This window comes from Hyphomicrobium sp. CS1GBMeth3 (genome assembly GCF_900117455.1).
Lineage (GTDB): Bacteria > Pseudomonadota > Alphaproteobacteria > Rhizobiales > Hyphomicrobiaceae > Hyphomicrobium_C.
In genome coordinates, this window is record NZ_FPHO01000002.1 from 314,000 (window position 1) to 326,701 (window position 12,702).

10 protein-coding genes are annotated in these 12,702 nt (G+C 64.7%); 5 read left to right on the plus strand and 5 right to left on the minus strand.

Translation table 11 applies throughout. The features are described from left to right. Positions 1-22 precede the first annotated feature (22 nt). Positions 23-2,314: a ribonuclease R gene (rnr, locus tag CS1GBM3_RS01635; protein ID WP_244534521.1), complete on the minus strand. Its 2,292-nt coding sequence runs from the start codon at positions 2,312-2,314 to the stop codon at positions 23-25. 151 nt (positions 2,315-2,465) lie between these two features. Then, complete coding sequence (locus CS1GBM3_RS01640) at positions 2,466-3,200, minus strand: SDR family oxidoreductase (protein ID WP_072390502.1); 735 nt, start codon at positions 3,198-3,200, stop codon at positions 2,466-2,468. 187 nt (positions 3,201-3,387) lie between these two features. On the opposite strand from CS1GBM3_RS01640, the gene CS1GBM3_RS01645 reads away from it, so the two are divergent. Next, positions 3,388-4,287 (plus strand): AraC family transcriptional regulator, encoded by a 900-nt coding sequence (locus tag CS1GBM3_RS01645; protein ID WP_072390505.1) that lies wholly within the window; start codon positions 3,388-3,390, stop codon positions 4,285-4,287. Between the two features lie 28 nt (positions 4,288-4,315). Here the strand turns inward: CS1GBM3_RS01645 and topA are convergent, their stop codons facing one another. Next, positions 4,316-7,030 carry a type I DNA topoisomerase gene (gene topA, locus CS1GBM3_RS01650; RefSeq protein WP_072390508.1) on the minus strand — a complete coding sequence of 905 codons (2,715 nt, stop codon included), beginning with the start codon at positions 7,028-7,030 and terminating at the stop codon, positions 4,316-4,318. Positions 7,031-7,269: 239 nt separating this feature from the next. Continuing rightward, positions 7,270-7,965 (minus strand): HAD-IA family hydrolase, encoded by a 696-nt coding sequence (locus tag CS1GBM3_RS01655; protein WP_072390512.1) that lies wholly within the window; start codon positions 7,963-7,965, stop codon positions 7,270-7,272. Between the two features lie 131 nt (positions 7,966-8,096). Here CS1GBM3_RS01655 and rpiA point away from each other — a divergent pair, with 131 nt between their 5' ends. The 3 genes from rpiA to CS1GBM3_RS01670 all read left to right on the plus strand — a co-directional run bounded on the left by rpiA (position 8,097) and on the right by CS1GBM3_RS01670 (position 11,155). Further along, positions 8,097-8,819, plus strand: coding sequence for a ribose-5-phosphate isomerase RpiA (rpiA, locus tag CS1GBM3_RS01660; protein ID WP_072390515.1), 723 nt, complete (start codon positions 8,097-8,099; stop codon positions 8,817-8,819). Positions 8,820-8,943: 124 nt separating this feature from the next. Continuing rightward, positions 8,944-10,308 (plus strand): glutathione-disulfide reductase, encoded by a 1,365-nt coding sequence (gene gor, locus CS1GBM3_RS01665; RefSeq protein ID WP_072390518.1) that lies wholly within the window; start codon positions 8,944-8,946, stop codon positions 10,306-10,308. A 91-nt stretch (positions 10,309-10,399) separates the two neighbouring features. Further along, positions 10,400-11,155, plus strand: a complete 756-nt coding sequence (locus tag CS1GBM3_RS01670) for an SDR family NAD(P)-dependent oxidoreductase (RefSeq protein WP_072390521.1) — start codon at positions 10,400-10,402, stop codon at positions 11,153-11,155. 19 nt (positions 11,156-11,174) lie between these two features. Here the strand turns inward: CS1GBM3_RS01670 and CS1GBM3_RS01675 are convergent, their stop codons facing one another. Further along, positions 11,175-11,366 (minus strand): hypothetical protein, encoded by a 192-nt coding sequence (locus tag CS1GBM3_RS01675; protein WP_072390523.1) that lies wholly within the window; start codon positions 11,364-11,366, stop codon positions 11,175-11,177. Positions 11,367-11,686: 320 nt separating this feature from the next. On the opposite strand from CS1GBM3_RS01675, the gene CS1GBM3_RS01680 reads away from it, so the two are divergent. Beyond that, on the plus strand, positions 11,687-12,685 hold the full coding sequence (locus tag CS1GBM3_RS01680) for a KPN_02809 family neutral zinc metallopeptidase (RefSeq protein WP_072393453.1): 999 nt from the start codon (positions 11,687-11,689) through the stop codon (positions 12,683-12,685). The last annotated feature ends 17 nt before the right edge of the window (positions 12,686-12,702 follow it).

A 12,702-nucleotide genomic window follows, 5' to 3' on the forward strand; every position in this document is an offset into this window, starting at 1 on the left:
CATAATCCCGTAGTTTTACGCGCTAGCGACGACGGCCGTAGCGGCGGCCCATGCGACCCGCGCTCTTCAGGTGCTTCAGATGCTTCATGGATCCGGTTTTTCCCGGTGTCAGCATCTCGAAGCGAATGGCGCCGGCGCTCGGGATGACCTCGACGAGGCGCACCGTGACCGTATCGCCGAGCTGGTAGGTCTCGCCCGTGCGGTTGCCGACGAGGGCGTGGGCTTCCTCGACGTGCGAGAAAAAATCCTGGGTTAGCGTCGAGACCGGCACGAAGCCGTCGGCGCCGGTCTCCCTGAGCTTCACGAACACGCCGGAGCGCGTGACGCCCGCGATGCGGCCTTCGAACACGGCGTCGATGCGATCGGCGAGATGGGCGGCGATCAGGCGGTCGATGGTCTCGCGCTCGGCCGCCATGGCGCGGCGCTCGGCTGTCGAGATATCAGAGGCCGTGCCGCCGAGCTCGGCGATCTCGTTATCTTGCAGACCGTCGGGCCCGAGCTTCAGGGCGCGGATCAAGGCACGATGGACGAGCAGGTCGGCGTAGCGGCGGATCGGTGAGGTGAAGTGCGCGTATTTAGCGAGGTTCAATCCGAAGTGGCCGATGTTGGCCGGCGCGTATTCGGCCTGGGCTTGCGAGCGCAAGACGACCTCGTTGACGAGCTCGGGGACGGGCAGCGATTTGGCCTGCGCCAGGATACGATTGAATGCTTCCGGTTTGATGCCCGTGCCGACCGCGAGCTTGATCTCGAGCGTGTCGAGGAAGTCGCGCAGCGCTTTCAGCTTCTCCTTCGATGGCTCGTCGTGGATGCGATAGACGAGGGGCGTCTTGGCGTGTTCGAGCGTCTCGGCCGCCGCGACGTTGGCCTGGATCATGAACTCCTCGATCAGGCGGTGCGCATCGAGCCGCTCCGGGATAACGACGCGCGCAACGCGGCCTTCCTCATCGAGCAGGATCTTGCGTTCGGGAAGATCCAGGTCGAGTGGTTGCCGTGCATCGCGGCCGCGCGAGAGTGCCCCGTAGGCCTCCCATAGAGGCAGCAGCGCCCGCTGCATCAGCGGCGCGCACTTCTCGCTCACGTTGCCGTCGATGGCGGCCTGGGCCTCCTGATAGCTGAGTTTCGCGGCGCTTTTCATCACGGCGCGCTGGAACGTGTGCCGGCGCTTCTTGCCGCCTGCGTCGAACACCATGCGCACAGTGAGGCATGGCCGCTCCTCCAGCTCACGTAGGGAGCAGAGGTCGTTCGAGATGCGCTCGGGCAGCATCGGCACGACACGGTCTGGGAAGTAGACCGAGTTGCCGCGCAGGCGCGCCTCCTTGTCGAGGCGCGTGCCGGGCCGCACGTAATGGGCGACATCGGCGATGGCCACGGTCACGACGTATCCGCCGTGGTTTCTAGGATCCGTGTCCGGCTCGGCGTAGACGGCGTCGTCGTGGTCGCGGGCGTCGATCGGATCGATAGTGAGCAGCGGCATGCGGCGCAGGTCGGTGCGGTCTTGGTCTGCCGCGAATGGTGACAGCGCTTCGCTCTCCGCGACGACCGAGGAGGGGAAGTCGTCCGGCAGCCCGTGCGCGTGCACGGCGATGAGGCTGATCTTGCGCTGGTCGTCAGGATTGCCGAGACTTTCGAGCACGCGCGCTTCGGTGACGGATTGGCGATGCTTGGCGGAGAGATCGAAGCGCACAAGATCGCCATCCTTGGCGTCGCCGTCGTTGCCCGGGCGGACTTGCCAGGCGCGCAGCTCTTTGCGGTTGACGGGCTCGATGGTGCCACCGCCGCCCTTGCGCGTGCGGAAAATGCCGAGCAAGCGCCGCTTGTCGCGCGGCAGGATGCGGATCGCCTCGGCCTCGTAGGAGACGCCCTCGACGTCGGGTTGATCAAGTGCCGTGATGCGGGCGAGGATGCGATCACCGACGCCGATGGCGGCGTCGCGTTCCTCGCCGCGGGCGCGATGCGTCAGCACGAGCACGAGGGGTGGCTCGCCGTCGGCGTCCTTCCAGACGACCGGGCGCGCGATCAGGTCGCCATCCTCGTCGCGGCCGGTGACGTCGAGCACGGTGACAGGCGGCAGACGGCCGGCCTCATGCAGATCCTTGCGGCTGCCGGCGAGTGCGCCATCGGCTGCCATCTCGGCGAGCAGGCGCTTCAGCGCCGTGCGAGCCTCGCCCTTGATGTTGAAGGCGCGTGCGATCTCGCGCTTTCCGGCCTTGCCTTCGTGCTCGCGCAGGAAGTTCAGAATCTCCTCGCGCGAGGGGAGGGCGTCCTCGCCGTTGGGTCGCCTTTCGGCGGGCGCCTGGCGGAAGCCTTTCCTCACGTTTTTCGATGCTGGACGTTTCGGGGGTGATTTTCTGGCCATGGGCGGAGACCTTAGAGGCCTTCCGCCCGGTATTGAAGCGGTGCCGTCGCGGCGGCGCGGGATTTCGGCAGGTAACTTGTCGTGGGCCGGCTTTCGCCGGCCCACAGTCTCACAAGGGGCTCGCGGTCGGGCGAACGACGACCTCGTTAACGTCCACATCCTCGGGCTGGGAAATGGCATAGGAAATCGCCCGGGCGATCGCATCCGGCGTCAGGGCCGCCCTGCGCAAGCCGACGAGCATTTCCTTCGTCGCAGCGTCCGAGATATCGTCGCCGAGCTCGGTTGCTACGACGCCGGGCGAGATCGTCGTGACACGGATATCCGCGTTCTCCTGGCGCAGGCCTTCTGAGAAGGCCCATACGGCGTGCTTGGTGGCGCAGTACACTGCGGCCGTCGGCATCACCAAATGCGCCGCGATCGACGCGACGTTGATGATCTGGCCAGACCCGCGCGCCTTCATCCCGGGCAGCACCGCGGCGACGCCGTACAGCACGCCGCGGATGTTGACGTCGATCATGCGCTCCCACTCGTCCACCTTCATGGCTGCGACGGGCGCGAGCGGCATGACGCCGGAATTGTTGACTAGCACATCGATGTGCCCGAACGCGTCGCGGCCAAAATTGACGAACGCCTCGACATCGGCACGTTTGGTGACATCGACGGCCTTATGGCGCGCGGTGCCGCCCTTGGCGGTGATGTCGGCGACGAGCTTTTCGAGTCGCTCCACACGGCGCGCGCCGACCACGACCTTGGCGCCTTGCTCGGCGAGGAGCCGCGCTGCCGCCTCTCCAATGCCGCTGGACGCGCCGGTGATCAGGACGACCTTGTCTTTCACTCCACTCATGATCTCTCTCCTCGTTGCGATGGTGAGCGTCGTTGAGGGGAGAATGGTGGCGATGGTGCTGCCGGCGGTAGACCGATCCTCTGGTGTTCTTGCACGATCCTCCATTCGTGCAGTGTGGCTGTCGCCAGGGCGGCCAAGGAGAGCTATGTTTCGATTGAAATGTGACAACGAATGCAAGGCTTAAGCTATGGCCGATATTCGCGAGCTCGCTGCTCTCATTGAACAATTCACGGGCACGGACGGGGTTCATACGACCCCTTTGCCGCGCCTGTTCTTGCACCGCTCTTCGGCCCCGTCGGCGCCGGTGCACACGGTCTACGAACCCGCGTTCTGCATCATCGCGCAGGGCAGCAAGCAGGCTGTTTCCGGCGATCAGATCTATGTTTATGACGCCTCGAAGTATCTGGTCGTTTCGGTGGATGTGCCAATTGTCGCCCACATTACCGACGCCAGCGCTTCCAAGCCGTTTCTCGGTCTGCGCATCGATCTCGATCCGGCCGCCATCGGCGCGCTCATGATGGAAAGCGATGTGAAGCGGGCCGCCACCGCACAGCCGGGCCCCTCGCTCGGCGTCAGCGACCTCTCGACAGAGATCATCGATGCGGCCGTGCGTCTTTTGCGTCTTCTCGCCTCTCCGCGGGACATCCCAATCCTGGCGCCGCTCGCCGAGCGCGAGATCCTCTACCGCCTGTTGCGCGGCGAGCAGACGGCGCGACTGTCGCAAATCGCTTTTGCGGAAAGCAAGCTGCAGCAAGTGAACCGCGCCATCGGATGGATCAAGCGCAATTTCCGCGAGCCGTTTCGTATGGAGCTGATCGTCGATGCGGCCGGCATGAGCGCATCAGCGCTGCATCAACACTTCAAGACCGTGACGGGCATGAGCCCGCTCCAGTATCAAAAGCAGCTGCGTCTGCAGGAGGCGCGCACTCTGATCTTGCTGCAAAGCGTCGACGCGGCCACGGCGGGGCATGCCGTGGGCTACGATAGTCCGTCGCAGTTCAGCAGAGAGTATCGCCGCATGTTCGGCGCGCCGCCGCTGCGCGATGCCGAACGTCTGCGCGGGGTTTTGAGCGAGGCTCCGGTCTAGCGGACGGGACACGCACGCGAGGTTCTGATCAGCCTTCGGCGATGGCTTTGGTTTTGGCTTTTGGTGCCGCCTTCTTCGCCGCTTTCAACTTTGCCTTGGCGGGTTTGGTCTCGGCGTCGCCGTCACCGGCTGCCTTGGCCGCCTTCGGCTTTGCTGCCGCTTTGCCGCGCGCAGGCCTCTTGCCGCCGCCCTTGGCGACGCGCTCCTGCAGGAGGCGCACGGCATCGTCGATAGTGAGGGTCGCTGGATCCATGCCCTTCGGCACGGTGGCGTTGACCTTGTCATGGCTGACGTAAGGGCCGTACTTGCCGTCCAGCACCTGGATCTTGCCGCCGGCGCCCGGATGCTCGCCGAGATCCTTCAAGACGGTTTTTGTCGCCGCGCGTCCAAAGCGATTGCCTTTGCCGGCCTTCTTTTCGGCAATGAGCGTGACGGCACGATTGAGGCCGATCGTGAAGACATCCTCGATGCTGTCGACGTTGGCGTAGGTGCCGTCATGCAGGATGAAAGGACCATAGCGGCCGAGCCCGGCGGTGATCGGAGTGCCGGTTTCGGGGTGAATGCCGACCTCGCGCGGAAGCGAGAGGAGCTGCATGGCCTTCTCGAAATCGATGGTGGCGGCGTCGATGCCCTTGGGGATCGACGAGCGCTTCGGCTTCTCGTCGCCCTCGCCTTCGCCGAGCTGCAGGTAGGGGCCGAAGCGGCCGCTCTTGACCAGTATCGGCAGGCCAGTCTCAGGATCGAAGCCAAGCTCGCGATCGCCGCCGGCGCTCGTCGCTTCCCCGGTGAGCTGGCGCGTGTATTTGCAGTCTGGGTAGTTGCCGCAGCCGATGAAGGCGCCGTTCTTGCCGGAGATCTTGAGAGAAAGGCGGCCAGTGCCGCATTTCGGGCAGGCGCGCGGATCCGATCCGTCTTCCTTGGCCGGGAAGATGTGCGGGCCAAGAAGCTCGTTCAGCGCTTCCAGCACGTCGCCGACGCGCAGGTCCTTGATGTCGTCGACTGCGGCCGTGAAGTCGCGCCAGAAGTCGCGCAGCACCTGCTTGTACTCCAGGTCTCCGGCCGAGATCAGGTCGAGCTTTTCCTCAAGATCGGCGGTGAAGTCGAACTCGACGTATTTCTTGAAGAAGCTCTCAAGGAAGGCAATGACGAGGCGACCCTTGTCCTCCGGAATCAGGCGCTTCTTATCGATGCGGACGTAATCGCGCTCCTGCAGCACGGCGAGCGTCGAGGCGTAGGTCGACGGGCGACCGATGCCGAGCTCCTCCATGCGCTTGACGAGGGTTGCTTCCGAGTAGCGCGGCGGCGGCTGTGTGAAGTGCTGCTCGGCCTCGACGGCGCGATCAGTCAGCGGGTCGCCTTCGGCAAGCTGCGGAAGGCGGCTCGTATCCTCCTCGTCGGAGGTGTCGTCCTTGCCCTTCTCGATGGTGCGCACGCGGTCGTCGCGGCCTTCCTCGTAGACCTTGAGGAAGCCGTCGAATTGTACGACCGAGCCCGTGGCGCGCAGCGTGTACCTCTTACCGTCGCGGCCCTTGATCTCGATGTCGGCGGTGGTCTGCTCGAGCTCGGCGGAGGCCATCTGACTCGCGACGGAGCGCTTCCAGATCAGCTCGTAAAGGCGGGCCTGATCCCTATCGAGATAGCGCGAGACGGATGCGGGCGTGCGCGTGACGTCGGTCGGGCGGATGGCCTCGTGCGCTTCCTGCGCGTTCTTGGCTTTGGTTTTGTACTCGCGCACGAACGGGGCGACATAGCGCTGGGAGTACTCGCGCGCGATCATCCCGCGGATGGCGTTGATTGCCTCCGGAATGATGGTGACGCCGTCAGTTCGCATATAGGTGATGAGGCCCACGGTCTCGCCGCCGACGTCGACGCCTTCATACAGGCGCTGAGCGATCTGCATGGTCTGCTTGGCGGAGAAGCCGAGCTTGCGGGAGGCGTCCATCTGCAGCGTCGAGGTGGCGAAGGGCGCGTAGGGGTTGCGCTTCACGGCGCGGCGCTCGACCGAGACGACGCGGAACTCGCCCTTCTCGATGGCGCGCTTGATCGCGAAGGCGGACGCTTCGTCCTTGATGTCGAGCTTCTTCAGCGTGGTGCCGTCGACGCCGTAGAGCCGCGCCGGGAACTCTTCGCCCGACTTGGTGGCCAGTGTCGCCTCGACGGTCCAGTACTCGTCGGTCTTGAAGGCCTCGATCTCGGCTTCGCGGTCGCAGACGAGGCGAAGCGCCACCGACTGCACGCGGCCGGCTGAGCGGGCACCCGGCAGCTTGCGCCAGAGCACGGGAGACAGCGTGAAGCCGACCAGATAATCGAGGGCGCGGCGCGCGAGATAGGCGTCGACGAGGGGCTCGTCGATCTGGCGCGGGGCCGCGATGGCGGCCAGCACGGCCTGCTTGGTGACGGCGTTGAAGGCGACGCGCTCGATGGCGAGACCCTTCTTGATGGCCTTCTTTTGCTCCAGGATCTCGAGCAGATGCCAGGAGATCGCCTCGCCCTCGCGATCAGGGTCGGTCGCGAGAATCAGCTTATCGGCCTTTTTCACGGCGTCCGCGATCTCGCGGATGATCTTCTGGGAGCCGGAATCGATCTCCCAGGTCATGTCGAAGTCCTTGTCCGGAGCGACGGACCCGTCCTTGGACGGCAGGTCGCGCACGTGGCCGAAGGACGCCAGCACTTTATAGTTGCCGCCCAGGTACTTATTGATCGTCTTGGCCTTCGCGGCCGATTCAACGATGACGACGTTCATGTGCGCTTTCTTATGAGGCTCGAACGCTCTGGCGCTCCGGAAAATTGGGCCGTGCGCGCCACTTAAGGTTGTTTAACACGGTGCAATGCGCGGTCGTTTGGATCTTGAAACTCGGGGCGGGAACATGGGGAAGGAACGGTCGTCTGTCAAACGACCCGCAGTTTCGCCTTTCCATGCGGCAGCAAATATGCAGACGAACGCAATCCGGTTTTTGACTGAAATATATGACTAATTTTGAGTTAACCAAGCCCTGCCAGGCTGGGTGCCCGGGGAAGCAGCGGGCGAAGGGCAGCCGCCAGCTCGTTATAGTGGGCGATCACGGCGTCGGGTTGCAGCGTCTCCAGAGGTACGTCCGAATAGCCGAAGCTGCAGCCGACGACGGGAATGTCGGCGGCGCGGGCGGCCGCGATATCAATGCCGGTGTCGCCGATCATGACGGCCGCGCCGAGGTCGCCTCCGGCCATGCGGACGGCGCCGCGCACGTGGTCAGGGTGGGGCTTATACACTTCGAAGCTGTCGCGCCCTGCCACAGCGGCGAACAGGTCGTCGATTTCGAGCTCCCGCAGGAGATGCTCGGCGAGCGCCAGGCGCTTGTTGGTGCAGATCGCAAGGCGTGCGCCGGCGGCGCGAAACCCCTCAAGAGCCGCGATGGCGCCGTCGTAAGGACGCGTCAGGAGTGCGATGTTGGGCTCGTAATAGGAGAGGAAGCGGGCGAGCAGGCGGTCGACCTCGGCCTCGGGGAGTTGCAGCCCGGTCTGGTTCAGTCCCTCGACGATCATGCGGCGGGCGCCGAACCCAACCGTCTTGCGCAGCGTTTCAGCCGGAATGGGTGGCAGGGACAAATCTGACAGCGCATGGTTGGTCGCCGCCGCGAGATCGGGCAGGGAGTCGACGAGCGTGCCGTCGAGGTCGAAGACGAGGGTCGCGTTTTGCATGGCTCCGTTTAGGCGTATCGCGATGCGCCTGCAAGGCGGGCGCTTGCCGCGGCAGGCAATGGGTTCGGCACGTCTTGAAGCTTGCTCTCGCGGCAAACGGCTGGCAGAGAGGATTTCCGGAAGGATGGTCTATGTCGGTTGAGAGCTACAAGCTGGCCGCGGCGCGGCACGCCCTCAAGTTCGTCGAGCCGCGGATGCGGCTCGGCCTCGGCACGGGTTCGACGGCGGCGCTTTTCATCGAGCTGCTCGGTGCGGAGGTGCGCGCGGGGCTCGAGGTGCTGTGCGTGCCGACCTCGGAACAGACGCAGGCGTTAGCCGCCAAGTTCGGCATTCCGTTGACGACGCTCGACGAGATGCCGCTGCTTGATCTCACGATCGACGGTGCGGACGAGATCGACGGCGAGCTGAGATTGATCAAGGGCGGCGGGGGTGCGCTGCTTCGCGAGAAGATCGTCGCCACGGCCTCCGACCGCATGATTGTCATTGCGGATTCCGCCAAGCGCGTCGACAAGCTCGGCGCGTTTCCACTGCCGGTCGAGGTGGTGCGGTTCGGCGTGACCGCGACGCGCAACATGATCGAGATGCTGGCCGCCGATTCCGGTTGCCAGGGTGAGATCACGCTGCGCTATGACCGCGACGGCCGTCCGTTCGTCACCGACGGCGGCAACTACATCTTCGATTGCGCTTTCGGGCGCCTCGAAGATCCCGAGTCGCTGGACGAAGCGCTGAAGTTCATTCCGGGCGTGGTCGAGAACGGCCTGTTCCTCGGCATCGCGGACGTTGCCATCATCGGCGGGCCGGACGGCGTCGCGGTGATGGAAGCGCAGTACGGCGAAAGCCCGGAGACGGTCTAGCCGGGCGGAAATGAGATCCGCTTTCTGAGGGGCACCGTTTTAATCCTGCGGCGGTCGTAACGGTTGCGCCTCGCGCGTCGTTCGGCCAGGGTTGCGCCCGATTTCCTCCGACCGAGCCTCAGTCATGTCTGCACCAGACTTCGATCTCTTCGTCATCGGCGGCGGCTCGGGCGGCGTGCGGGCTGCCCGCATTGCGGCCGGGTACGGCGCGAAAGTGGCCATCGCCGAATGCGATCGTTTTGGTGGCACGTGCGTCATTCGCGGCTGCGTGCCGAAGAAACTCTTCGTCTATGCGTCGCGCTTCTCGGATGAGTTCGAGGATGCGCGCGGTTTCGGCTGGACGACAGGCGAAGTGCGTTTCGACTGGGCGACGCTGCTGGCCAACAAGGATCGCGAGATCGCGCGCCTTGAGCAGATCTACGAAGGCAACCTCAAGGCCAAGGGCGTGACAACGCTCGCGACGCGAGCGCGGCTCGACGGGCCTGGAGCGGTGCGGATTGCCGATGGGCGTCGCATCACGGCGCGCACGATCCTGATTGCGACCGGTGGCAGGGCGTCCCGCTACGGCGACATTCCGGGTGCTGCGAACATCGTCACCTCGAACGAAATCTTCGAGCTCAAGGAGCTGCCGAAGCGCATTGTCGTTTGCGGCGGCGGGTATATCGCCGTCGAGTTCGCGTCGATCTTCGCGGGGCTCGGCGTCGATACGACGCTGATGCATCGGCGGGATAAGGTGTTGCGCGGTTTCGACGAGGATCTGCGCGACGGACTGATGGAGGCGCTCGCGGCGCGTGGCATCCGGCTCGTGATGAACGAGGCTCTGGTCGGCGTTGCGGAATGCCCCGGCGGTTTCAACCTGGCGCTGCATACCGGTGAAACGCTTGAGACGGATCTCGTGCTGTCGGCGATCGGGCGCGAGCCCGCCACGTTCGATCTCGGGCTCGAGACGGCGGGCGTCAAGACGGGCGCCCGCGGCGAGATCATTGTCGACAGCTTCTCGGAGACGACGGTATCGGGCGTCTATGCCGTTGGCGACGTCACCGACCGCGTGAACCTCACTCCGGTGGCTATCCGCGAGGGACATGCGTTTGCGGACACCGTGTTCGGCAATAAGCCGACGCAGGTCGACCATTCGCTGGTGGCGACGGCCGTATTCACGACGCCTGAGTTGGCGACGGTTGGCCTCTCGGAGGCGGCGGCGCGAGAAGCCGGGTACGAGATCGACCTCTACAAGTCGCGGTTTCGGCCGCTCAAGAACACCGTGTCGGGACGCAATGAGCGCATGCTGATGAAGCTCGTCGTCGACCGTGCGACGGATCGCGTGCTCGGCTGCCATGTGCTCGGTCCGGACGCCGCCGAGATCGTGCAAACGGCGGCGATTGCGCTTCAGCTTGCCGCACGCAAAGCCGACTTCGATGCGACGGTGGCGCTGCACCCCTCAGTTGCCGAGGAGCTGGTCACGATGCGCGAGAAGTGGGTTCCGGCATAGCGGTGATTCAGCAAAAGGGACGATTGTTTGCCTCTCCCTTGCGAGAGGGGCTAGATCCCGTCGAAACGTAGCAAAGGCTGCAAGAGAGCCCATGGATCGATTGAAGGATAAGGTCGCGGTCGTGACCGGAGCGGGCAACGGCATCGGGCGCGCCATCGCCGGCTTGTTCGCAGCGGAAGGCGCGCACGTTTTCGTCACCGACGTCGACGGCGAGAGCGCCAGCGCGGCGGCGGAGGCGCTGCTTGCGAACGGGCTTCAGGCCACGGCGATGACGGTCGATGTCTCGCGCGGACAGGACGTGTCGGCGTTGTTTCGCGAGGTGGAGCGGGCGTTCGGGCGTGCGGACGTGGTGGTCAACAACGCCGGGCTCAACGTGCGCAGCGACTTCCGCCATCTCACGGATGCGGACTGGGTGAAGATCCGCGAGGTCAATCTCGACGGCGTGGTGCGCATTGCGCGCGACGCGTTCGGCCTGCTCAAGGCGTCGGGGGAAGGATCGCTGATCAACGTGTCGTCGATTATGGGACGGCGGGCGCTGAGGCAGCTCGCCGCCTATTCGACGACGAAGGGCGCCGTCACGGCGCTGACCAAGGCGCTTGCGGTTGAGTACGCGCCCTACAATATCCGCGTGAACTCGCTGGCACCGGGCTATATCGATACGGCGCTGACCGAGCGCTTTCTAAAGAACCCGCTGGTCAGCAAGGCGCTCTTGGACAAGACGCCGATGCGCCGCTTCGGCACGCCGGAGGAGATCGCGCGGGCAGCGCTGTTCTTCGCGAGCGCGGATTCAGCCTACGTCACCGGCGCGGAGCTGGCCGTGGACGGCGGCATGACGGCGGGGCTCTGAGCGCAGACGCAAAATTGCGTCAGGCGTGGTCGTCGGGAGCTGCTCGGCCCAGCACCCTGAGCGACGGAGCGCCGTTCTGGCGCGCGACGCGGACGGGCAGGCGGCTGGCCTTTATGGAGATGCTCTCGGTGCCATCCTTGCGGACGCCCGGTTTGGGCACCAGTGGCTTTTTCAACGGCTCGGCGCGAAACGGTGGAAGCGGTCGCAGCACTATCCCCTCCCTGAACTGCGTACTTCGAGGTGCTCGGTCTAGCACCCCGTTGGCGTAGACGGCAATCGGCAGAGCGACGGCGATACGCTTACGATCCTTCAGCAATCGCCATGCCAAGGCTCGCGGGTCCAAAAAAGCGTGGCGACTCAGCTTCGTTGGTCGTCGTAATGCGGTTGCGTCGCGTGTAGCGTGGGTTCTGACGCGCAATTGTGCGGCGCGGTGTGCCCGCGGCGGCGGCAAAACGGCGTGCAAACGTCTGGCATGGCGCGTGTTCCTGGCGCTATGCTCCCGATCCGGGGAAAACAGCACAGGTGCTTTTCATGCGCTATGACGACAGTGACCGCGAAAGCAGCAACGTAGACGACCGGCGCGGACAAGGCGGCGGCTTGCGGTTTCCGGGGCGCGGTGGACCGGGCATTCAGATTCCGATCGGCGGCCGCGGCGGCATGAGCTTGACGACGCTGTTGATTCTGGGCGGCATCATGCTGCTGTTCGGCATCAATCCACTCGAGTTGCTGCTTGGTGGCGGTCAAGGTTTCCCAGACATATCGAAGCAGCTTCCGCAGCAGGAAACGCAGGCGCCGCGGAGGCAGGCCGAGCGCAATCCTTTCGAAATTCCAGGATTGCCCGGCTCGGAGCCGAGAGGCGGGCAGCAGCAGCCGGTGCCCAAGGCCGAGGACGAGATGAAGGTATTCGTCTCGCGCGTGCTTGCCGATACCGAGGACGTCTGGAACCAGGTCTTCCAAAGCTTCGGACGCTCTTATAAGGAGCCGCAGCTCGTGCTGTTCAGTGGCGGTACGCAGACCGCGTGCGGGACGGGCGTCTCCGCCATGGGGCCGTTCTATTGTCCGCTCGATCAGAAGGTCTACATCGACCTCGTCTTCTATGACGAGCTCAAGCGGCGCTTCAACGCGCCGGGCGATTTTGCGCAGGCCTACGTGATCGCGCACGAGGTGGGCCATCACGTGCAGACGCTGCTCGGCATCTCGGACCAGGTTCAGCGTGCCAAGGCGCGCGTCAGCGAGCGCGATGGCAACCGCATCCAGGTGATGATGGAGCTGCAGGCGGATTGCCTTGCCGGCGTTTGGGCGAACCTCAACCATCAGCTCAAGAACCGGCTCGAGGACGGCGACATCGACGAAGGGCTCAATGCCGCGAGCCAGATCGGCGACGACATGATCCAGAAGCGCACGCAGGGCCGGGTGGTGCCGGATGCGTTCACGCATGGCTCGTCAGCGCAGCGTCAAGCTTGGTTCAAGCGTGGGTTCCAGAGCGGACAGATGAAGGTTTGTGACACCTTCAATTCGGACGACCTCTAAGGGGGCCTCGCACTTCG